Source organism: Luteibacter sp., from assembly GCF_009912395.1.
In the GTDB taxonomy this organism is placed as follows: Bacteria; Pseudomonadota; Gammaproteobacteria; order Xanthomonadales; family Rhodanobacteraceae; genus Luteibacter.
In genome coordinates this window covers 390,639-414,228 of record NZ_WNDO01000001.1, presented here as the reverse complement: position 1 = coordinate 414,228, position 23,590 = coordinate 390,639, and the positions used below count along the sequence as shown (strand labels likewise).

At 65.6% G+C, this 23,590-nt stretch carries 12 protein-coding genes; 6 read left to right on the top strand and 6 right to left on the bottom strand.

What is annotated here, in order from left to right; translation table 11 throughout:
* The first annotated feature begins 34 nt into the window (after window positions 1-34).
* On the top strand, window positions 35-1,861 hold the full coding sequence (locus GAK28_RS02105) for a glycoside hydrolase family 15 protein (RefSeq protein WP_291774385.1): 1,827 nt from the start codon (window positions 35-37) through the stop codon (window positions 1,859-1,861).
* Window positions 1,858-3,642 (top strand): glucose-6-phosphate dehydrogenase, encoded by a 1,785-nt coding sequence (gene zwf / locus GAK28_RS02100; RefSeq protein WP_291774383.1) that lies wholly within the window; start codon window positions 1,858-1,860, stop codon window positions 3,640-3,642. Before GAK28_RS02105 ends, zwf begins: the two co-directional genes overlap by 4 nt.
* 249 nt (window positions 3,643-3,891) lie before the next feature.
* Here the strand turns inward: zwf and GAK28_RS02095 are convergent, their stop codons facing one another.
* Window positions 3,892-5,631, bottom strand: a complete 1,740-nt coding sequence (locus GAK28_RS02095) for a DUF3300 domain-containing protein (protein ID WP_291774380.1) — start codon at window positions 5,629-5,631, stop codon at window positions 3,892-3,894.
* 725 nt (window positions 5,632-6,356) lie between these two features.
* Here GAK28_RS02095 and GAK28_RS02090 point away from each other — a divergent pair.
* Genes GAK28_RS02090 through GAK28_RS02075 form a run of 4 tightly spaced genes read left to right on the top strand, consistent with a single transcriptional unit; the run spans window position 6,357 to window position 15,536 of the window.
* Complete coding sequence (locus tag GAK28_RS02090; RefSeq protein WP_291774378.1) at window positions 6,357-9,017, top strand: TonB-dependent receptor; 2,661 nt, start codon at window positions 6,357-6,359, stop codon at window positions 9,015-9,017.
* Window positions 9,017-11,641: a glycoside hydrolase family 2 protein gene (locus GAK28_RS02085; protein ID WP_291774376.1), complete on the top strand. Its 2,625-nt coding sequence runs from the start codon at window positions 9,017-9,019 to the stop codon at window positions 11,639-11,641. The genes GAK28_RS02090 and GAK28_RS02085 overlap by 1 nt, the downstream gene beginning before the upstream one ends.
* Before the next feature lie 29 nt (window positions 11,642-11,670).
* Complete coding sequence (locus tag GAK28_RS02080) at window positions 11,671-13,071, top strand: glycoside hydrolase family 125 protein (protein ID WP_291774499.1); 1,401 nt, start codon at window positions 11,671-11,673, stop codon at window positions 13,069-13,071.
* 23 nt (window positions 13,072-13,094) lie between these two features.
* Window positions 13,095-15,536: a GH92 family glycosyl hydrolase gene (locus GAK28_RS02075; RefSeq protein ID WP_291774373.1), complete on the top strand. Its 2,442-nt coding sequence runs from the start codon at window positions 13,095-13,097 to the stop codon at window positions 15,534-15,536.
* Between the two features lie 81 nt (window positions 15,537-15,617).
* On the opposite strand, the gene GAK28_RS02070 is transcribed toward GAK28_RS02075, so the two are convergent.
* The 5 genes from GAK28_RS02070 to GAK28_RS02050 form a co-directional block, all read right to left on the bottom strand.
* Window positions 15,618-17,054, bottom strand: a complete 1,437-nt coding sequence (locus tag GAK28_RS02070) for an efflux transporter outer membrane subunit (protein WP_291774371.1) — start codon at window positions 17,052-17,054, stop codon at window positions 15,618-15,620.
* Window positions 17,051-20,236 carry a CusA/CzcA family heavy metal efflux RND transporter gene (locus GAK28_RS02065; RefSeq protein WP_291774369.1) on the bottom strand — a complete coding sequence of 1,062 codons (3,186 nt, stop codon included), beginning with the start codon at window positions 20,234-20,236 and terminating at the stop codon, window positions 17,051-17,053. The genes GAK28_RS02070 and GAK28_RS02065 overlap by 4 nt, the downstream gene beginning before the upstream one ends.
* A gap of 14 nt (window positions 20,237-20,250) precedes the next feature.
* Window positions 20,251-21,414: an efflux RND transporter periplasmic adaptor subunit gene (locus GAK28_RS02060; protein WP_291774367.1), complete on the bottom strand. Its 1,164-nt coding sequence runs from the start codon at window positions 21,412-21,414 to the stop codon at window positions 20,251-20,253.
* Window positions 21,415-21,559: 145 nt separating this feature from the next.
* Window positions 21,560-22,933: a HAMP domain-containing sensor histidine kinase gene (locus tag GAK28_RS02055; RefSeq protein ID WP_291774364.1), complete on the bottom strand. Its 1,374-nt coding sequence runs from the start codon at window positions 22,931-22,933 to the stop codon at window positions 21,560-21,562.
* Window positions 22,926-23,516 (bottom strand): response regulator transcription factor, encoded by a 591-nt coding sequence (locus GAK28_RS02050; protein WP_291774361.1) that lies wholly within the window; start codon window positions 23,514-23,516, stop codon window positions 22,926-22,928. The genes GAK28_RS02055 and GAK28_RS02050 overlap by 8 nt, the downstream gene beginning before the upstream one ends.
* Window positions 23,517-23,590: the final 74 nt, after the last annotated feature.

Sequence of the window (23,590 nt, the reverse complement as noted above, 5' to 3'; positions counted from 1 at the left end):
TGAAAGGGTTGGCGTTCGAAAAAATGAGGACACGATGGCTTCCCGGATCGAAGATTACGCGATGCTCGGCAATTGCCGGAGCGCGGCCCTGGTATCCCGTGACGGCTCGATCGACTGGCTCTGCCTGCCGCGCTTCGATTCCGCCGCCTGCTTCGCCGCCCTGCTTGGCGACAAAAGCAACGGTTACTGGCGACTCGCGCCCTCAGACCCCGAGGCGACCTCCACCCGCCAGTACATCGACGGCAGCCTGGTGCTCGAAACCGAATGGCGCACCGCCACTGGACGCGCCCGGGTGATCGACTTCATGCCCTTCGCGGGCGAGCAGGTCGGCGTGACACGCATCGTCGAGGGCCTCGAAGGTCGCGTGGATTTCCAGACGATATTCACCCTGCGCTTCGACTACGGCAACGCCGTACCTTGGGTGAGCCGCGTCGACGAGCAGACCCTGACCGCGGTGGCCGGTCCCGACCTCGTCGTGGTGCGCAGCCCGGTGGCCGTGGAAGGCGAGGGCATGCACAGCATCGCCCGCTTTGCCGTCTCGGCCGGGGAGACCGTGCCCTTCGTGCTGGCCTGGGGACCGTCGCACCTGCCGCCTCCCGACGCCATCGACCCGGTCGCAGCGCTGGAGAAATCCCTCGCGTACTGGGAAGACTGGTCCGGCCGTTGCATGGAGGTCGGCGAGTGGAACGATATCGTCCGCCGCTCGCTGGTGGTGCTGAAGGGCCTGAGCTACCTGCCCACCGGTGGCATCGTCGCGGCGCCCACCACGTCCTTGCCCGAACAGTTGGGCGGCGAACGCAACTGGGATTACCGCTACTGCTGGGCGCGCGACGCCACCTTCGTCCTTTCCGCGCTGGTCAATGCCGGCTACCACGAGGAAGCCAGCGCCTGGCGCGACTGGGTACGCCGCGCGGTGGCGGGCTCCCCAGATCAGTTGCAGGTGCTCTACGGCCTGGCGGGCGAGCGTCGCCTGGAGGAATACGAACTGCCCTGGCTGTCCGGTTACGAAGGGGCCCGGCCCGTTCGTGTCGGTAACGCGGCCTCGGCGCAGTTCCAGCTCGACATCTTCGGCGAACTCGTTGGCGCGTTCTCGCATGCCGTGAAGCACGGCGTGGAGTTGTCTTCGGATTCCGACGAGGTGCAGTCGGTCTTCCTCGACCATCTCGCCAGCATCTGGCGCAAGCCCGACGAGGGCATCTGGGAAATTCGTGGCGAATCGCAGCACTTCGTCCATTCGAAGGTCATGGCCTGGCTCGCTTTCCAGCGCGCGGCCGAGCAGGACTTCAGTGGCCGCGATCCGCACCTGGCCAAGCGCTGGCAGACTATCGCCGACGAGATCAAGGCCGACATCCTCGCCAAGGGCGTGGACCCGAAGCGTGGCTGCTTCACCCAGGCCTATGGTTCCACCGAGATGGATGCCAGCCTGCTGCTGGTCACCCTCACCGATTTCCTGCCGGCGGACGATCCGCGCATCGTCGCCACGGTGAAGGCCGTGGAAGAGGATCTGCTCGTCGATAGTTTCGTGCTTCGCTACGACACGCGCAGCGGGGTGGACGGCCTGCCGCCGGGCGAGGGTCAGTTCCTGCCGTGCAGCTTCTGGCTGGTGGAAAACTATGTGCAACAGGGGCGCATGGCCGATGCGCGCGAGCTGTTCTCGCGCCTGATCGGCCTCGCCAATGACCTCGGATTGCTCGCGGAGGAGTACGATCCGCATTCGAAGCGTCTGCTGGGTAACTTCCCGCAGGCCTTTTCGCATGTCGCGCTGGTCAACGCGGCCTATAGCCTGGCGCGTGGCAGCAGTGCGACGGCGGATGTCCACTCCACCCCCGAATCCTCTGTTCCCCAAGGAGTTAGTGCATGAGCCAAGCCCAACCGAAGCGAGCCAGCTCGCGGGCTCATCCGGCCGATCCGTGTACCGTCGTGATCTTCGGCGCCGCCGGCGACCTCACCAGCCGCCTCGTCGTGCCCGCGCTGTACAACATGCGCCGCACCGGCCTGTTGTCCGACAACTTCGCCGTCGTCGGTTTCAACCACGGCAAGATGAGTGATAACGCCTGGCGCAAGAACCTGCACACCGCGCTTGAGCGTTATGTCGCCAACGGTGGCGGCAAGCTCGACGAGGACGCCTGGGGCTGGCTCAGTTCGCAAATGAGTTACCACGCGGGCGACTTCGACGACACCTCCGCGTTCCAGAGCCTCGCCACCCGCCTGCGCGACATCGATCGCAAGCGTGGTACCCAGGGCAACGTGCTGTTCTACCTCGCCACGCCGGAACGTTTCTTCGGCGACGTGATCGAGAAGCTGCGCGACGCGGATCTCGTGGACGACGGCGGCCCCGAGGGCCGCTATTGGCGTCGCGTGATCATCGAGAAGCCGTTCGGCCACGATCTCGCCTCGGCCCACGCGCTCAACGAACGCATCCTCAAGGTGCTTCGCGAAGACCAGATCTACCGCATCGACCATTTCCTGGGTAAGGAAACGGTGCAGAACATCATGGCCTTCCGTTTCGCCAACGGCCTGTTCGAGCCGATCTGGAACCGCGACCGCATCGACCACGTGCAGATTACCGTCGCGGAGACGGTGGGCGTGGAGCGTCGCGGCTCGTTCTACGAACAGACCGGCGCGATGCGCGACATGGTGCCCAACCACCTGTTCCAGCTGCTGGCGATGGTAGCGATGGAGCCGCCGACCTCGTTCGACGCCGAAGCCGTGCGTACCCGCAAGGCGGAGACGATCGAAGCGATTCGCCCGATTCTTCCGGAAGATGCCGTGCGTGGTCAGTACGGCCCGGGCGCGGTGAACGGCGAGCTGGCGCGCGCCTATCGCGACGAGCCGGACGTGGCGCCGGACTCGGTCACCGAGACCTTCGTGGCGATGAAGCTCTCCATCGACACCTGGCGCTGGTCCGGCGTGCCGTTCTACCTGCGCACCGGCAAGCACATGGGTCGCCGCACCACTGAGATCGCGATCCGCTTCAAGTCCGCGCCGTTCGCCCCGTTCCGCGGCACGGGCATGGACGCGTTCGGTCCGGACTGGCTGGTGTTGCAGATCCAGCCGGATGAAGGCATCTCGTTGCAGTTCGACGTGAAGCGCCCCGGTCCGCGCGTGGAACTCGCGCCGGTACGCATGGACTTCAAGTATGCCGACTGGTTCCGCGCCGAACCGGCCGTGGGCTACGAAACGCTGCTCTACGATTGCATGACCGGCGACGCAACGCTGTTCCAGCGTGCCGACATGGTCGAAGCCTGCTGGCGCGCGGTGCAGCCGGTGCTCGACGACTGGGCGCAGCGCACGCCGGCCGACTTCCCCAACTATGCCTCCGGCAGTGCGGGTCCGGCCTCGTCCGATACGCTGCTCGCGATGGGCGGCCGTTCGTGGCGTCCGCTGCATTCGTCCAACGAGCCGGTCGGTCGCAAGACCTCGCGTTCGAAGACGGATGCATCGGCCCAGCCGGCGGCACCGGCGACGAAGAAGCGCGCCACGGCAAAGAAGACGGCGAAGAAGCGCGCGGCCGCCAAGAAGGTTGTCGCCGCGGTCGTGACGAAGAAGGCCCCGGCGCGCAAGGCTGCAGCGAAGAAAACGGCAGTCAAGAAGACCGCCGCCCGCAAACGTACGACGACGAGCCGCACACGCGGCAAGTAACGATATCCGTTATGCGATAACAAAAGAGGCCCCGCTCCGGCGGGGCCTCTTTCGTATGGCATCCCACAGTGCCCTGTAGGAGCGCGCTTGCGCGCGATCCCGCGTAGCGGGCCAGATTGCCGCTGCCGCGGATCGCGCGCAAGCGCGCTCCTACAGGTGAAACGGATCGCATCGGCGATTCCTACAAGGCGGCCTCAGCGTACGGCGCATCCGGGCGCCGCGAACGAGCCCGCCACGAAGCCATCCGCATCAATGGTCGTGCTTGTCCTGGTCCTTGTTCGAGTCGTGGTGCTCCTCGTGATGCGGTTCCGGGTGCTGCTGCGGGCGGGGTTCGGCGTGCTGGGGCTGAGGACGCTGCTCCATGCGCGGCTCGGGACGTGGCTGCTGCATGCGCGGTTCCGGACGCGGTTCCTCGCGAGGCTGCATGCGCGGCGGCGGCTCGTGGCGCGGCTGGGCCTGAGGTTCGAAGCGTTGCTGTGGCCTGGCTTCAGGCTGAGGCATGTTGTGTGGTGCCGGCGCCTGCTGGGGTTGCTGATGCGGGTGGTTGGCCATGTCCATGCGCGGCGCCATGTGCGGTGCTTCGCGTGGCGGTTGCGGCCCCTGCCCAGGCGCGTGTTCGTTGCGCGGCATCGCCGCGGCCGCCTCGGGCATATGCGATGTCGGGCCGGGCATCGGGCGCTGGTTGGGCATAGGGTGTGCGCCCGCCTGCGGACCTGCGATCTGTTGCGGGTGCGGTTCCGCGATCGCGTTGCGTAACGGCGACGCATTGGCCGCTGGCAACGCAGGACGGGCATTGGGCGCCGTGGCGTGCATCATCGCCGGGCTGAAGTTCGGACGCTGCATATGCGCGAAGTCGGCCCGAGGTGTCGCCGCTGGGCCGGGTCCCTGTCCGTTGTGGATCTCGTTACGGACGTTGCTTATGTTGTTGACCGGGTTGTTGTGGACGTTGTTGATGTTGTTGGTCACGTTGTTCGTGACGTTGTTGGTATTGCCGAAGTTATGGCGGTTGTCGATGTGCACCGACCGATTGATGTTCGTGTAGTTGTTGATCACCGTGTTGCGGTTAACGACGTAGGGATGATTGTCGTAGACCACGGCCGGCCGCGAGAACGGCGCGCCGCGCGGACCGCCCCATGAGGTGTTCCAGGCGTTCCAGCCCCAGGAGTGGTCATGGTGGCTGTGCGAGAACATCTCGCCGACCAGCACGCCGACGCCGAACGACACCAGCCCGGTCGCGACGAGGTCACCGCGGCTCACCGGCGGTTCGTACCAGCGTTCGGTGGTGTAGACGCGCGAATACACCGGCTCGCCGTAGACCACGTCGGGGTCGTATTGCGGCACGTAGACGACATTCGGTTCGGCGGGTTCGATCTCGATCGTCTGCGCGGGTGCCTCGACGATACGGCGCTCTTCCACGACAGTGGGCGGCGGCGCGGTCTCCACCACCTGGACCTTCTGTTGAGCGCTGTCCTTCAGCGAGCCGTGCGCCCGTGCACGCTGGCGCATCACCTGGATCGCGTTCATCACGTCCGTCGGTTCCGCGGCGTAGGCGGCACCGAGGGCGGCCGTCCAGTCGGCGTTGGTGGCCAGCTGGTCGACCACGCCCGGAAAAGCCACCAACGCCTTGACGCTCGGATCCCACGGTTGCGAATCGGCCGCGTCGATAAGAGCCGAGCCGGTCAGGTTGCGATTGCCTTCAAGGAAACCCCGCGCCCCGTTCACGTCATCGGGGTGCGTGGACGCTGCGAGCGTCAGCGCGACGAGCTTGTCGGGGAACAGCGCGATCGGCGAGACCAGCGCGTACAGCTGGTCCGCGGTCGGCGGCTGATAAGCCGGCGGCGGTGGCGTCTGTGCGCTGCTCTGGGCGGGCGCGGGAGGCGGCTGTTGCGCCGCGTCGTCGGGCGCCTGGCGCTGACAACCGGCGAGCAGGCCGATCGTCGCGACCGACAGCGCCGACATAAGGAAGACATCCCTGGTGCTTCGTTTCATGGTGGCCTCAGTCCCGGATCGGGGATCGATCCGACATGGCGCCAGATTCCGTTTCGCAGGGTGACTGCGCGCTGTCTGCCGCCGTAATCCCTTACGAACGTGCACAGGGCGTTTATCCGCGCGTTGGACTTCGTTGGAATCTGCGGACGGTAGGGGTCTCATGACGCGTCGCGTTGGATAGATCAGGTACGGATTGCCGGATCCACACATGTTTTTTCGCTGCATTGCAGCAAGCAGGCGCGTCCAAGGCGGTTTGTACCACTTTGAATCAAGTGCATCACTAAAATGGATATAAAAACAGTGAGTTGAACGCGCATATCGAGCGTCTTGATCAAAGATGGATCGATCCAAATCAACTCTAAGAATTTCCGCACTGCACTATTTTGGTATTTTCACGATTTATAGATAAATCAATGGCTTGATCACATTTGGTTATCCTTAGATCGAGTTAAAAAATTGGTTGACAACGTTGTCAGTGGCCCTAAAAATCCGCTGCGTAACAACGGTGCAATGGCACTGGGTTATCGCCGCCCGCCTCCTCCCCATGTCGAGGCGCGGCGAAGCGGAACAGGGCAGGCGACATTCAAGGAATCGAACGTCTTCGAACGCTGGCGCGAGCCAGCGCGGTGGCGTTCGCTTCGCGAAAACCAAATCAGCGGAGCAGGGGAACCGGTGCGCGCGAGCGACTTGTTCCGGCCATCCGATCCAATCCCCAGGAGATCGATGTGAACCACCGTATCAGCGCACTATCCATGGCCATCCTGGCCGGGCTGTTCGCCACGGGCAGCGTGATGGCGCAGGACTCGGCCACGACGACCCCGCCCGCGAAGACCAGCGCCGCTGCCAAGAAGAAGGACGATCCCTCGGCCAACGCCCCGGGCGCCGCGTCCCCGCAGGACGCCGCCAACCTCAACGGCGTCACCGTCACCGGTATTCGCGCGAGCCTGCAGAAGTCGCTCGACCTCAAGCGCAACTCCGACTCCATCGTCGAAGCCATCTCGGCCGAAGACGTGGGCAAGTTCCCGGACACCAACGTGGCCGAGTCGCTGTCCCACCTGCCGGGTATCAGCGTCGACCGCAACTTCGGCGAAGGCGACAAGGTCAGCATCCTGGGCACCGACCCGGCCCTGAACCGCCTGCTGCTCAACGGCCAGACCTTGGCTTCCACGAACTGGACGTCCGATCCGAACAACCCGGATAGCCGCTCGTTCGACTACAGCCTGCTCACCTCGGAAATCATCGGTAACGCCCAGGTCTACAAGACCCCGCAGGCGAACATCGACGAGGGCAGCATCGGCGGCACGGTCATCGTCAACACTCGTCGCCCGTTGGACCTCAAGGCCAACACGCTGACTGGCACCGTCAGCTACAGCTACAACGACCGCGCCGACACCGGCAAGCCGAACGCCTCGGTCCTCTACAGCTGGAAGAACCAGGACAACACCTTCGGCGTGCTCGGTTCGATCATGCATTCGGACCGCATCATCGATCGCCAGGGCACCGAGGTCTTCGGTTACCAGCGCGTCAACGATCCGACCGATACGCATCCGGAGCTGCATACGTTCAATCCGGGCGTGGTTTCGCCGGACCAGAAGGGCGTCTACCCGACGGCCGTCAATACCGCCTGGTTCCAGCAGCAGCGCAAGCGTGACGGCGTGTCGACCGGCGTACAGTGGAAGCCGAACGAAGGCTTCGAGCTGAACTTCACCGGCTTGTACGTCACCGAGAAGTTCAACAACTTCAACCAGAGCCATTACGGCGAATGGTCGAACAATGCCAAGGACGCCACCGCGCTGGGCTTCGATAACGGCATCGCGACCTCCGGTACCTATGGTGCGGGCGCACCGACCTACCTCGACGGTTACGAGCGCGATTCCACAGTGAACACCGGCTCCGCGCAGCTGCGCGCCGACTGGTACGGCGATGGTTGGACCGCGTCGAGCCAGATCGGCTACACCGGTTCCACCGGCGGTTCGGAAGGCATCTGGAACGCCCAGTTCAAGAACAACAGCGGCTACGACTTCAACCTGGACGGTCAGCATCCGCAGATCAACTTCAACAACGGCGGAACCCCGTCGCTGATCAATGGCGGTGGCTACAGCCATGCGCCGACCTACGATCGCGAGCGTTACTTCCAGGCCGACTTCGCGCACGACGTGAGCTGGGGTCCGTTCAACCAGATCGAAACTGGCATCAAGGCAACCAACCACCTCGACGGCCAGGACGCCTACTCGTCCAACTTCGTCGACCTCGACAAGACCGGCTTTCCGCTGTCCGCCATCGCCGGTGGCGGCACGCCCAGCGGCTTCCTCGATGGTCTGTCGCCGTCGGGCAACATGACCGACTGGACGACGATCAACAAGCGCGGCCTCAAGGACTACGTGAACGCGCAGAAGGATCACTACGGTTACGCGCTTGATCCGAAGGCCACCTACAGCATCGCCAAGCAGAACCGTGCGTTCTACATCCAGGGCGACTTCTCGGGTGACGACTACCGCGGCAACCTCGGTGTGCGTTACTTCCGCACCCGCGACACGGTCAACGGCTACCAGAGCATCGGTAACAACCAGTACGCGGCAGTGAACAAGCGTACGAGCTACCACGACTGGCTGCCGTCGCTGAACATCGCCTACGACGCTGCCGAGAACGTCACCCTGCGCTTCGGCGCGGCCAAGACGATCGCTCGTCCGCGCTACCAGCAGATGACGCCGTACGTCGCCCTCGACGATACCCATTTCCAGGGTTCCGGTGGCAACGTGGACCTGAAGCCGTACAAGTCGACCAACTACGACTTCTCGGCCGAGTGGTACTTCGCCGAAAACAGCGTGCTGTCGGCCGAGCTGTTCTATCGCCGTATCTCGGGCTACATTCTCAACAGCGTGGTGCCGCAGACCCAGTTCGACGTGACCACGCAGAAGGACGCTGTCTACCAGATGACCGTGCCGTACAACGGCGGCCTGGCCAAGGTGAAGGGTGTGTCGCTGACCTACCAGCAGAACTTCAAGTACGGTTTCGGCATGCTCGCCAACTACACGTACTCGGATGCGGATACCAGCAACGACTTCCCGCTGCCGTACAACTCGAAGAACTCCTTCAACCTGTCGCCGTTCTTCGAGCAGGGTCCGTGGAGCGCTCGCGTGACCTACAGCTGGCGTTCGGCGTACTTCACCCAGATCGCGCAGTTGCAGTCGCAGCAGATCACGGGCATCTTCCGTGAACTGGATGCCTCCATCGGCTACCAGATCAACGACCATATGCGCGTGTCGCTGGAGGGTACCAATCTGCTCGACGAAACCTACTACCAGTACGACAACACGCCGAGCCAGCCGCTCAACGCGTACAAGAACGGTCGTACCTACACGGTGTCGCTGGGCTTGAAACTGTGATGCGCCGCGCGTCGTTGGCCCTGGTGCTCTGGCTTGCCGCTGGAGCGGCCAGTGCCACGCCGCCGACGGAGAGAGACCTCTCCGCCGGCTGGCGCTTCCGTCTCGCCCCTGGGGCGGAAGCCGACGCGCATGCGAACCTCAAGGACTGGCAACCGGCCCATGTGCCGGGGGCCGTCCAGACGGACCTGCTGGCGCTGGGACGGATCGAAGATCCGTTCTGGCGGGACAACGAGGCCGGCCTGCAATGGATCGGCCTCGCCAACTGGGATTACCGACTCGACTTCGACGTGGACGCGGCCAGCCTGGCACGCGGTCACGTCGATCTCGTTTTCGACGGTCTCGATACCTTCGCCGAGGTCACCCTCAACGGGAAGAAGCTCGTCGCAGCGGACAACATGTTCCGCCAGTGGCGCCTGCCCGTGAAGGACACCCTGCGCAAGAGTGGCAACACGCTGGAAGTCCATTTCCAGTCGCCCATCTCGCGCCTGCAGCCCTGGCTGATGAAGCAGCCGTATTCCTTGCCGGGCGAGTTCGACTCCGCCTTCGGCGACGAGCCCAAGGGCAAGCAGACCTCCAATTACGTGCGCAAGGCCAACTACCAGTACGGCTGGGATTGGGGTCCGCGCTATGTCACGGCCGGCATCTGGCAGCCGGTGCGCCTGGAAAGCTGGGACGCGATGCGCCTGGCCGACTTCCATGTCGCCCAGCAGCATGTCGACGCCGACAACGCCCAGCTCGAAGCGCAGTTCGACGTGCGCGCCGACAAGGGTGGCCCGGTGATGCTCAAGGTGGACTGGACGGCGCCCGATGGCAGCCACGGTCACGAAGAGCGCGGCGTCACGCTGGCCAAGGGCGAAAACCACGTGGCCCTGCCGGTGGCGATCGCCCATCCGCAGCGCTGGTGGCCGGTCGGTTATGGCGAACCGAACCTCTATACATTCCATGCCGAAGTCACCAGCGATGGCGCGACAGTAGCGAGCGCCGAGCGCGACACCGGCTTGCGCAGCGTCGAGCTGCGTCGCGAGAAGGATCAGTGGGGCCGTGGCTTCGCCTTCGTAGTCAACGGCGTGCCCATCTTCGCCAAGGGCGCCAACCTCATCCCGTTCGACAGCTTCCCCTCGCGCGTGACGCCCGAGCGGATGGAGGCGATCCTGCGTTCCGCGCACGACGCCAACATGAACATGCTGCGCATGTGGGGCGGCGGCACCTACCAGGACGACACTTTCTACGCCCTGGCCGACCGCATGGGCTTGATGATCTGGCAGGACTTCATGTTCGGCGGCGCGATTACGCCGTATGACGCCGCGTTCCGCGAGAGCACCCGCATCGAGGCGGTGGAGCAGGTCACGCGCCTGCGCGACCATCCGTCCATCGTGCTCTGGGCCGGCAACAACGAAGTGCAGACCGGTTGGGACGACTGGCCGGATCGCCAGGACTTCCGCAAGTTCGTGAACGCCGACGAGGTCAAGCGCATCGACGACGGCATGCGCGAGATCTTCGACAAGACCCTGCGCAAGGTCGTGAAGGACCTCTCGCCGCAGGTGCCGTACTGGGCCAGCTCGCCCAGCACCGACTACGAAGGCCCCGCCAACGTCGAGAACGACGGCGACTTCCACTACTGGAAGGTCTGGTCGGGCTCCGAGCCGATTTCGCATTACCTCGATATCACGCCGCGCTTCCAGTCCGAGTACGGTCTGCAGTCGTTCCCGGTGATGGCCACGATCAAGGCCTTCGCCAAGCCGGAAGACATGCAGCCGGAATCGAAGGTGATGCGTGCCCACCAAAAGTTCGCCAATGGTGACGGCAACCAGCGCCTGCTGCTGTACATCCGCCAGGAATACGGCGAGCCGAAGGACTTCCCGTCGTTCGTCTACCTGAGCCAGGTGATGCAGGCCGAAGGCATCGAGCTGGCCGCCGAGCACCTGCGCAGCGCGCGTCCGCGCAGCATGGGTTCGCTCTACTGGCAGCTCAACGACGTCTGGCCGGGCGCGTCCTGGGCCAGCGTGGACTACTTCAACCGCTGGAAGGCGCTGCAATTCCATGCGAAGCGTTTCTACGCCCCGGTGGACGTGGTGCCGCTGCGCCGTCAGGGCGTGACCGACGTGTTCGCGGTGTCCGATCGCACTGCCGCGTTCGACGCCTCGTTGCGCCTGCGGGTCTACGACATGGGTGGCAAGTTGCTGCGCGAGTCCAGCCAGCCGGTGCATGCCGCGGCGCTCGCCAGCACCCCGGTGCTGAAGCTCGACGACGCGGCCCTGCTCAAGGGCGCCGACCCGAAGCACACCGTGGTGTCCTTCGAACTGGTGGAGCAGGGCACGCCGGTCGCTCGCCACCTGCTTTATTTGGGCGCGGCGCGTGAACTGGCACTGCCCAAGCCCGAACTGCAATGGGACGTGCGCGAGTCCGGTCAGGGTCTGGTGGTGACGGTGAAGGCCAAGCGCCTGGCCCGTGCCGTATGGATCGACACCGGAGACCTCGACGTGCGCCTCGCCGACAACGCGTTCGACCTGCTGCCCGGCGAAAGCCGCGAGATCGCCGTGCAGGGCAAGGTCGACGCCGCCACGCTGCGCAAGGCCCTTTCGGCCATGTCGCTGGTCGATGCACTGAAGGAGAGCACGCCTTGAACCCGAGCCGCCGTAACCTGCTCAAATGGATGTCGCTGACCCCCGGCCTGGCCCTTGCCGGTGGCGTGGGTACCGCGTTCGCCGCCCAGCGTTTCGTCAGCAAGCGCCCGCCGGTCGAGCGTCGCAAGTTCACCAGCCCGGCGGTCGAGGCGCTGATCGCGTCCACCAAGAAGAAGATTGCGGATCCTGAGCTGGCGTGGCTGTTCGAGAACTGCTTCCCCAACACGCTCGACACCACGGTCGAGGTCGGTCGCCTCGACGGCTTCGAAGATACCTTCGTCGTCACCGGCGACATCGACGCCATGTGGCTGCGCGATTCCTCCGCCCAGGTCTGGCCCTACCTGCCGCTGGTCGCGAAGGACGCCGCGCTGCGCAAGCTCTTCCGTGGCCTGATCCGTCGCCAGGCGCGCTGCATCACGATCGATCCCTACGCCAACGCCTTCCTGCCCGACCCGAAGGCGAAGAGCACGCTGGAATGGGCGCAGTCCGACGACACCGACATGCGCCCTGGCGTCGCCGAGCGCAAATGGGAAATCGATTCGCTGTGCTATCCCGTGCGCCTGGCGCATGGCTACTGGCAGGCCACAGGCGACCGCGAGCCGTTCGACGACAGCTGGCGCGAAGCGTCGAAGCTGATCGTGCGCACCTTCCGCGAACAGCAGCGCAAGGACGGCCCCGGCCCCTACCATTTCGAATGCCCGTCGCCGCATCCGACCGAGAGCCAGTTCCTGCACGGCTACGGTAACCCGACGCGGCCGGTGGGCATGATCCACGCGATGTTCCGCCCGTCGGACGACGCGACGCTGTATCCGTTCAACATCCCCGGCAATCTATTCGCCGTGATTATCCTGCGCCGCCTCGCGCAGATGCACGGCACGCTCTACGGTGATACCGCGTTCGCCAGCGAGTGCAACGCGCTGGCCGACGAGGTCGCCGCCGCGATCGAACAGTACGGCGTGATCAAAGGCGAGCAGGGCGACTACTGGGCCTACGAGGTCGATGGCTACGGGCAGCAGCTGTTCATGGACGATGCCAACGTCCCCAGTCTGCTCGGGCTGCCGTACCTGGAATGCACGCCGCGCGACGCCCGCTACGAGCGCACCCGTGCGCAGGTGTGGAGCACGCACAATCCGTACTTCTTCAAGGGCACAGCCGGTGAAGGCGTCGGCGGCCCCCACGAAGGCCTGCGCATGATCTGGCCGATGTCGATCATGATGAAGGCCTTCACCACCGACGACGTGGCCGAGATCCGCCAGTGCCTGCACTGGCTCAAGACCACGCACGCCGGTACCGGCTTCATGCACGAAGCCTTCGACCAGGACGATCCGGCTAAGTACACGCGCAGCTGGTTCGCCTGGGCAAACACGTTGTTCGGCGAACTGGTCGTGCACCTCGCCGGTACGAACCCCGATTCACTGCGGCGCGTCTGACGCGCCGCCCATTGGAGCGATTCATGGTTACACGTCGACGTTTTCTCCAGGGCATGGCAGCGGCCACCGCCATCGGCCAGCTCGGCTCCCTCTCCGCGCTCGCCCATGGCGTGCAGCGTGCCGTGAATACGCCTTCCGCCGGCGGCGGCACCGCCGTGGAAGGTGTCCTGGGCTACGTCGACGTCTTTGTCGGCACGGGCGGTCACGGTCACACCTATCCGGGTGCGACGCGGCCGTTCGGCATGATGCAGCTGAGCCCCGATACCTATAACGCGGAGTGGGACGGTTCGTCCGGCTACCACCAGGGCGACGGCTCCATCATGGGCTTCTCGCACACGCACCTGTCCGGTACCGGTGCGGCCGACATGCTCGACTTCCTGGTGATGCCGACGATGGGTCCGGTGCTGCTCCAGCCGGGCGATCGCGATTTCGACGGCGTGAACTACGTGTCGCGCTTCGATGCCGCCAAGATCAGCGGCGAGAAGGCCCCCAAGGGCTACAAGACCGGCGTAAAGGGTTTCCGTTCGCACTACACGGGCGAGCAGGCGCACCCGGGCTACTACCGCGTGAAGCTGACCAAGCACGACATCCTGGCCGAGCTCACCGCCACGCTGCGCGCGGGCATCCATCGCTACACCTTCGGCAAGGAAGGTGACGCGCATCTGCTCCTGGACATGACCCATGGCTTCCAGGACAACCCGAAGGAAGCCACGCGCGTCAGCGACGTCGAACTGCGTGTGATCGGCAACGACACCCTGGTCGGCGGTCGCCGTGTGTACCAGTGGGCCTCGGGTCGCGTGATCTACTTCGCGATGAAGGTCTCGCGTCCGTTCAGCGCCGTCACCCTGTACGACGGCGAGAAGGCGCTGCCGAAGGGCACGAGCGAGGCCAAGAGCGACCTGCTCAAGGCCGCCATCCATTTCGACCACGCCTCGAAGGAGCCGCTGCTGGTCAAGGTGGGCATCTCGGGCGTGGACATCGACGGTGCCATGCGCAACCTCGACGGCGAGATCCCGGGTTGGGACTTCGACGGCGTGCGCGCGTCGGCCGAAGCCGAGTGGACCACCGAGCTGTCGAAGATCCACATCGACACCACCTCGGACAAGATCCGCAAGACGTTCTACAGCTCGCTCTACCACTCGATGCTCGCGCCGACCGTGTTCAGCGACATCGACGGCCGTTACCGCGGCATGGACAAGGCGGTGCATAACCTGCCGGAAGGCCGCCACAACTACAGCACCTACTCGCTGTGGGACACCTACCGCGCCGAGCATCCGCTGTTCACCCTGTACCAGGCCGACCGCGTGCCCGACCTCGTCGACGGCCTCGTCCGCCTCGCGGTGGAAAGCCCCAGCGGTGCGCCGGTGTGGCCGCTGCAGGGCGTGGAGACGGTCTGCATGATCGGCTACCACTCCGCCGTAGTGCTGGCCGAAGCGCAGGCCAAGGGCATCAAGGGCATCGACTATGCCAAGGCTTGGCCGGTGTTCCGTCGTCGCGCCATGCAGGACGACTACTTCGGTCTCACCTACTACCGCAAGATGGGCTACATCCCCAGCGATAAGGAAGGCGAGGCCGTCAGCAAGACGCTCGAATACGCCTATGACGACTGGGCCGTCGCGCACATGGCCGAGGCGCTCGGCCACACCGACGACGCCGAGCTGCTGCGCAAGCGTTCGCGCAACTACGCGAACGTGTTCGACAAGGACACCCAGTTCACCCGCCCGCGCGACGCCGACGGCAAGTGGATCGAACCGTTCGACCCGATCTCGATCGGCCACTCGAACCGCTGGCGCGACTTCACCGAGTCGAACGCCTGGCAGGCCACCTTCCTCAACCAGCACGACGTGTATCACTACATGACGCTGTTCGGCGGCGAGCAGGCCTTCGAGAAGAAGCTCGACGAGCTGTTCACGGCCGATCCGCGCCTGCCGGACAACGCGCCGCCGGATATCGCGGGCATGGTTGGCCAGTACGCGTTCGGCAACGAGCCGGGGCATCACATGCCCTATCTGTATGCCTACAGCGGTTCGCACCACAAGACGCAGGCGCGCGTGCGCATGCTGCTCGACACGATGTACCTGCCGGAGCCGGACGGCCTGCCGGGCAACGAAGACTGCGGCCAGATGAGCGCGTGGTACATCATGAGCGCGATGGGCATCTACTCGGTGGATCCGGTGAGCACGAACTACGTGTTCGGCAGCCCGGTGATCGACCGCGCGCAGATCCAGCTTGGCGGTGGCAAGACGCTGACCATCGAGGCGAAGGAGAACGGCGCGGATCGTCCGTACATCCAGTCCGTCACCTGGAACGGCCAGCCGTGGACGAAGACCTGGATCTCGCACGCCGAGCTCGTGGCCGGCGGCACGCTGACCTTCGTGATGGGCGACAAGCCCAACGAGAGCTTCGGCAAGGCCCTCGCCGACCGCCCGCCGTCGTACGGCTCGGCGGCCGACAAGCAGGCCTGATGGCGTCGTCCCCACGCATGATATGCGTGGGGACGATCTCTGTAGGAGCGCGCTTGCGCGCGATCGCGCGCAAGCGCGCTCCTACATTTTCCAGCCGCCGCCCAGCGCCTGTACCAGCGCCGCCGAATCCGATAGCCGTTCCGCTTGCGCCTGGATGCGTGCGATACGCGCCTGCTGCCACGCCTGCCGCGCGTTGATCGCCGCGAGCACCCCGACATAACCCAGCTTCTGCTGTTCGCCCGTGAGCGTCATGGTGCGTTCGGCCGCGCGCTCCGCGTCGTTCGCCGCGGCATAGGCATGGGCATCCTCTTCCAGGGCGTACAAGGTATCCGCTACGTCCTGGAATGCCGCCAGCACCACGCCGCGATACTGCGCCGCGGATTGCCTCAGTCCCGCCTCGGCCGCGCGCTGCTTGTGCTTGAGCGCACCAAAGTCGAACACGCTTTGCGTCACGCTGCCGGCCAGCGACCAGAACACGTTGTCATCGGTGAACATCCGCGAAAACGTCGTGGCGCTGCTGCCGTAGCTCGCGGTGAGGTTCAGCTGCGGCAGGCGGCTGGCCAGCGCGACGCCGACCTCCGCACTCGCCGCATGCACGTCCGCTTCGGCGGCGCGCACGTCGGGGCGGTGATCCACCAATGCCGCGGGCACGACCTCGGGCAGGCTCTCCGGCAGATGGAGCCCGTCCAGCGTGAACTCCGGCGCGCCCGCATCGCTGGGCGCGTCACCGCACAGCACGGCGAGCAGGTCGCGATTCTGCGCCAGTTGCTTGCGTAGCCCGGGCAGGCCCTGGCGCGCCTGCGCCAGGGCGCTTTCCTGCGCGGCCACGTCCATCGCTGAGGCATAACCGAGGCGAGCCTGGTCGCGCAGGATCGCCAGCGCATGCTCGCCATCCGCGATGACGGCCTGGGTCGCTTCGATCTGCGACTGCAACGAGGCCTCGGTGATCGCGGCGCCGACCACGTTGGTGGCGATGCTGAGCTTCGCGGCTTCCAGCTGGTAGCGCTGTCCGTCTGCCTGGGCGGTGAGGGATTCCACGGTACGCCGGTTCAGGCCGAAGACGTCCGGTGCGTAGCTGACGTCCAGGCGCGCCGTGTGGAGGCTGTAATAGGTCGCGTTGTTCGAAAGCGTGGGCGACAGGGTACCCACGGCATCGCGTTGCCGCGAGGGTGCATAGCTGAGCTGCGCGGAAGGGAAATAGGTGGCGCGTTGCGCCGCCACATTCTCCCTAGCGGCATCCAGCGCGGCCTTGGCGGCGTCTAGCGACGCGTTGTGGGCAAGGGCCTGGCGGACACGTGCGTCGAGGGCGGCGGAGCCGAACATCGTCCACCAGTCGTCCTGGATCGGCGCGGCGCTGAATCGCTGCGTCGTGCCGGTATCGGCGCCGATCGAGGCGGGTGTGTCACCCCGGGTGTACGTGGACGGCGAAGGCAGGGACGGGCGCGTGTAGTCAGGGCCGGCCGCGCAGCCAGCGCATAGCGCGGCGATGGCCGAGGCGAGCATGAGACGGCGCATCATGATGCGTCTCCCGTGCGGCGACGCCGGCGTTTCTGCGACCACTCCACCACCATCACCTGGAGCGCAGGCGCCACGACCAGCAGCATCACCGGGCCGATCAACATGCCGCCCACCACCACGGTGGCCAGCGGGCGCTGCACCTGGCTGCCGATGCCATGCGACAACGCGGCCGGAAGCAGGCCGATGCACGCGGACAGGGCGGTCATCAGCATCGGGCGCATGCGCTGCTCCGCCGCCCGGTACATCGCCTCTAGCGGTGTAAGGCCTTCGAAGACGAGATGGTTGAAGTAGGTGATGACGAGAATGCCGTTCATGACCGAGACGCCGAACAGCGAGACGAAGCCAATAGCCGCCGAGACGCTGAGGTCCAGCCCCGTGACATAGAGCGCCACGATGCCGCCCGCGATGGAGAACGGAATTGCCGCCAGGGTGAGCAGGCTATCTCGCAGCGAATTGAACAGCGCGAACAGCAGCGCAAGGATCAGTCCCATCGCGATCGGGAGCACGATCGCCAGGCGATGCTTCGCCTGCTGAAGATCCTCGAACTCGCCAGCCCACACGAGGTGGTAACCCGGCGGCATCGCGACATGCTGCGCGATCCGCTCCTGCGCCTCGGTCACCGTACCGCCGAGGTCGCGGCCACGCACGCTGAACTTCACGGGCACGAACCGTTCGTTGCGCTCGTGATAGATGTACGAGGCACCGGTATCGAGGGTGATATCCGCGATATCGCGCAGCGGTACGTAGCCCGTGCCGCCGTCAGTCCGGGTGTAATTGACCTGGATGTTGCCGATGTCGCGCAGGCTCTTTCGGTATTCCGGCGCGAGACGCACCACCAGCGGGAACTGCCGGTCGCCTTCCTGCACCACGGTAGCCTCGGTGCCGGCGGCCGCGGCCTGCACCACGGTATTGACGTCGCCGGTGTTCAGGCCAAAGCGCGCGGCCTTCTTGCGATCCACCGTGATGTTGAGGTTCGGCTGACCCAGCACATGGAACACGCCCAGGTTCTCCACGCCGCGGACTTGCTTCATCTGGTTCTGGACCTGGTCGGCGAGGTTTTCCAGCACGTTGAGGTCCGGACCGACGATCTTCACCGAGTTGGCGCCCTTCACGCCGGACAGGCCTTCCTCGATGTTGTCCTGGATGTACTGCGAGAAATTGAAGTCCACGCCGGGCAGCGCATCCTCGAACTCATGGGTGAGTTCCGCGACGAGCTTGTCCTTGGTGTGGCCGGCCGGCCATTGATCCTGCGGCTTCAGCGGTACGAACAGCTCCACGTTGTAGAACCCGGAGGCGTCACTGCCGTCGTCAGGGCGACCGTGCTGCGAGACGACGGTGACGACCTCGGGATGCTTCAGCAGAATCTCGCGCAGCACGTGCACCTTGTCCTCGCCGCCCTCGAGCGAGATCGTCGTGGGCATCGTCGCGCGGATCCACAGGTTGCCTTCTTCCAGCGCCGGCAGGAATTCGGTGCCGACCCGCGTGGAGAGCAGGGCGGCCAGACCGAGGAACACCACACCCAGGGTCACGGTGGTGCGGCGGCGTTCCAGGGCCCAGCGCAGCGCCGGCGAATAGACGCGGCGGATGGCGCGGACGAACCAGGTCTCCACTTCCTCGATGTGGCGCGGCAGTAGCAACGAAGCCAGCACGGGCGAGATGGTGAAGGTCACCAGCAGCGCGCCGGACAAGGCATAGGCGTAGGTGCGCGCCATCGGGTTGAAGATCTGGCCTTCTACGCCTTGCATGGTGAACAGCGGAATAAAGGCCGCGACCGTGATCGCCGAGGAGAACAGCACGGCGCGGTCCACCTGCAAGGTGCTGATGAAGAGCAGGCGCAAGCGATCTGTCCAGCCCCGGGCGGCGGGGCCATGCAGGTACTCGCGCAGTTCGCCCTGGGCGCTGTCGTGCAACAGGGTTTTCCGCTCGTCCGCCGATTTCTGGAAATTGCGGAACACGTTCTCGATGAGGATCACCGCCGAGTCGACGATGATGCCGAAGTCCACCGCGCCCAGCGAAAGCAGGTTCGCCGAGTCGCCCATCAACACGAGGATGATGATGCTGAAGAACAGCGCCACGGGGATGTTGGCGCTGACGATCACGGCGCTGCGCAGGTCGCCCAGGAAAACCCACTGGATGAGGAACACCAGCACGCAGCCGAAGATGAGGTTGTGTAGCACCGTATGGGTGGTGACGCCGACCAGGGTGGAGCGGTCGTAGAACGGTTGCAGGGTGACGCCATGGGGCAGCGTGCCGTCGCTGTTGAGCTTGTCGACTTCATCCTTCACCGCGGCGACGACGTCGTTGGTCTGCATCGTCCGGTTCATCACGACGATGCCGGTGACCACGTCGTCCTGGTGGTCGCGACCGGCCTTGCCCAGGCGGGGCACCGCGCCGATCTTCACCGTGGCGACGTCTTTCACGCGGACGGGATTGCCGTTGTTCTGGCTGAGCACGACCTCGCCGATGTCCTCGACATCGCGAACCAGGCCGATGCCGCGGATGTTCACCGACTGCTGGCCGATGTTGACCGTACGACCGCCGACGTTGGTATTGGCATTGCTGATGGCGGCGACCAGCTGGGGCAGCGTCACGCCATACCCTTGCAGTCGATGCAGGTCGGCTTCGACGTCGTATTCCTTCGTCGTGCCGCCCCAGGTCACCACCTGCGCGATGCCCGGCACCGAAAGCAGGCGGCGGGTCACCACCCAGTCCTGCAAGGTGCGCAGTTCGGTCAGACTCATGCCCTTCGGACCGACGAGCTGGTAGCGCATGATCTCGCCGACCAGGCTGGATGCCTGGATCTGCGGTTGCACGTTGTTCGGCAGGCTGACGTTCTGCTGCAGGGCGAGCGCGGCCTGCGTGTAGTCGAAGTAATAGTCCGTGCCGTAGCGGAAGGTCACGCGGACGAACGACAGGCCGTAGAACGACGTGGAGCGGATGCTCTGCACGCCGGGCACGGTCGCCAGCCCAAGTTCCATCGGGCGCGTGAAGCTGCGTTCCATCTCCTCGGCGGACAGGCCCGGCGACTGCGCGGTGATCTCCAGGATCACGGGCGCGGGATTGGGGTAGGCCTCGATGTTGAGCCGGGCATAGGCGGCCAGGCCGGCCACGGCGAAAGCGGCCAGCGCCATCAGGACGATGGCGCGGCGAGTCAGCGCGAAAGCGACGATACCTCTGAGCACGAGCGTTCCTGTGACTAGCGGGCGCGAAGCGTGAGGGCGTTGCTCAGGAAGAGCGCGCCTTCGGCGGCGATACGACCATGACCGGGCAGGCCGGACAGGACGGGGTAGTAACCGTCACGCGGTTCACCCAGGTGCACCGGGCGGCGGGTGAAGGTCAGGCCGTCATCGGTGGTGAACACCACCATACCGCCGTCGGATTCGCGGACTACGGCGTCCTCCGGTACGGCGATATGCCGCTCCGGCGTCGCGGTACGGATGGAGACGTCGGCGAGCATCTGTGCGCGCACGCCCTCTGGATGCGCGTCGAGGACGCCACGGACGGTTACGCGATGCGTGTTCGCATCCGAGCTGTCGGCCACGTAGCTGACGGTGGCGTCGAGCGCCTTGCCCGCGACGTTGGCATGCAGCGGCTGGCCGACACGGACCTGCATGGCGTCGGTCTCCGCCACATCGGCCACCAGCCAGAGAGAGTCGTGCACCGCGATGGAGAACGGCACGCCGGTGCCGGGCTGCACGAGGTCGCCGGGGGCGATGTTGCGCTGGGACACCACGCCGGCGATGGGGCTGTCGATGCGCAGCACGCCATCCACCGTGCGCTGGCTGGCGATGCGATCGATCTCGGCATCGTTTTTGCCGAACAGGTGCAAGGCGCGGCGTGCCGCCTGGTAGTTGCCTTCCGCCGTCTGCTCGTCGGCGGTGGCCTGTTCGAGATCGCGAGGCGCATTGGCCTGCACGGCCGCCATGTCCTTCGCGCGCTTCAAGGCGACGCGCGCCTGCTCGCGGGCGCCCGTCGTGCCGACCAGGCTGCCTTCGGCCTGGGCGAGGTCCGGGCTGTCCACAGAGAACAGCGGCTGGCCGCGCGTCACGCTGGCACCGGCGCGCACGAACACGTCGCGCACCCGACCCGCATAGGGCGAGGTGACCTGGGCGAGTCGGTCCTGGTCGAAGTCGACGCGACCCGTGGCCTCCACGCTTGGCGCGAAGTCGCGCTCGCTGGTCGTGGTGACATGGACTTGTTTCGCCTGCTCGGCGTCGATCGTCACGGTTTGCAGATCGCTGGCCGGCATGCTCGCCGTAGCGGAGGCCGTGGCGATGCCGCCGTGGCGAAAACCGATGGCCAGCGCGAGTGCAGTGAGCAGGCACGCGGCCGTGACGAGCCTTCCGCCCGTGTTCTTCATATCGACATCATCCGGGTGGTTAGCCGGTGCGGAGGCCGGCGAAAGAAGGTGTCACCCGCGTCATATCGGCAGGGGGGCGTCGATGGGGAAAGTCAGACGCGGGGACACGCGAACCACCTTAAAGGCGCTCCGCAGGCGTGCACAGTTACGATTCGGAAAGGTTTGCGATCGGCAACAGCAGGCAGACCTCGAGCCCCGGCGAGGTGTTGCGCAGGACCAGGCGGCCGCGGTGCAGGGCCACCACGGCGGCGACGATACTGAGGCCGAGGCCGTTGCCCGGTCGATGGCGGCTGGCGTCGACGCGAAAGAAGCGTTCGGTGGCCCGGGCGAGGGCATCCTCAGGCATGCCGGGGCCGTCGTCACGGATGCTGAGGGCCACCATGTCCTGGTCGCGGGCGGCCGTTACCCTGACCCGTGCGCCATCGCCGGCATACTTCAGGGCATTGTCCAGCAGATTGGCGAGCATGCCGGCCACGAGGTGGTGGTCGGCCATCGCCACCGGCTCGCCGACCACCTCGGCGTCGATCGCGATGTCCCGGGCCTCGGCGGCGGGGCGGTACAGGTCCACCATGTCCTCGACCAGCTCCCGCATCGGCACCGGGGCGAAACTTTGCAGGCGGACGCCCGATTCCGCCTCGGCGATCTGCAACAGCTTGTCGAGCAGGGTGATGAGGTTGTCGATCTCGGCGATCGCGCCCTCGGCTCCCGAGGTCAGGCGGTCTTCCTTATGGGGCGAGCGCAGGGCTTGTTCGAGCGAGCTGCGGATACGCCCCAGCGGGGTGCGCAGGTCGTGCGCGATGGCGTTGGAGACGTTGCGCGCGCTGTCCATGAGTCGCTCGATCTGGTCGAGCATGTCGTTCACGTCGCCGGCGACGCGGGCGAATTCGTCGCGTGATTCACCGATGGCGATGCGCCGGTCGAGGCGTCCGCCGGACACTTCGGTGGTAACGCGGTGGATGGCGTTGAGCTGGCGTTGCAACTGGGCGCGGAAGAGCAGGGCGCCCGCCGTCGCGAGCAGGATCACCAGGCCGCCGCCGAGCGCAAGGGCTTCGATCACCATGCGTTCGAGCTCGCGCACGTCGTGCATGTCGCGCCCCACCAGCAGGCGGCTGCCATCGGCAAAGCGATAGGCGAGCAGGCGGCTCGACGCGTCGCGGCCAAGGCGTTGTACCTGGATAGTCCGCAGGCCGTCGGGTTGGGTAGCGGCGCTGGGCCATGCGGTGAGGTTGCCGATGGTCTTGCGCCCTTGCGTGTCGGTCAGCAGGTAGATCTCGGTGTCGATGTCGCGATCATCGCTGAGCAGGGCGTGGATCTGGCGCACCAGCGCATCGGCACCGTGCTGCTGGCGTGTATCCACCAGCTGGCGAAGCGTGCCACGCAGTTGGGTATCGATGTTGCGACCTAGCAGACCCGCAGTGCCCACGTAGAACACGGCGGAGATCAAGGCGACGGAGAGCAGGAGTACCACGCCGTAGCTGGCCGACATGCGGAACACTACGGAGTGGCGGAACTCAGCCATCGTCGTCGGAGCCGTCCGGCGTGCCGATGGTGAAGCCCGCGCCGCGCACGGTCCGGATGATCGGCGGCACGCCTTCGCGTTCGAGCTTGCTGCGCAGCCGGCTCATCTGCACGTCGATGATATTGGTTTCCGGATCGAAGTGGTAACCCCAGACCGCGGTCAACAACATCTTGCGGGTCACCACCTCGCCGCGGTGGCGGATCAGGTATTCCAGCAACATGTATTCACGGGGTTGCAGGGCCAGCTGACGTTCGCCGAGATAGATGCGGCGCATGCGCGGATGCAGGACAAGGTCGCCGACGGCAAGACGCTCGCTTTCGCCCTGCGGATTCGCACGTCGCGCCAGCGCATCGACGCGCGCCAGAAGTTCGTCGAGGGAAAAAGGCTTGGTGAGGTAATCGTCGCCGCCGGCGCGCAGTCCGCGAATGCGTTCGTCGAGGCTGCTCAGCGCGCTGAGCACCAGCACGGGAGTGCGGTCGTCGCGCGAGCGCAGCGCGGCCACGATATCAAGGCCGTCATATTCACCCGGCAACATGCGGTCGAGCACGATCAGGTCCCAGGGTTCGCCGCAGGCGCGAACCATCCCGTCGATGCCGTCGTGCGACAACTCGACCCGATGCCCGCTTCCACGAGACCTTCCCGTACCAGGAAGGCGGT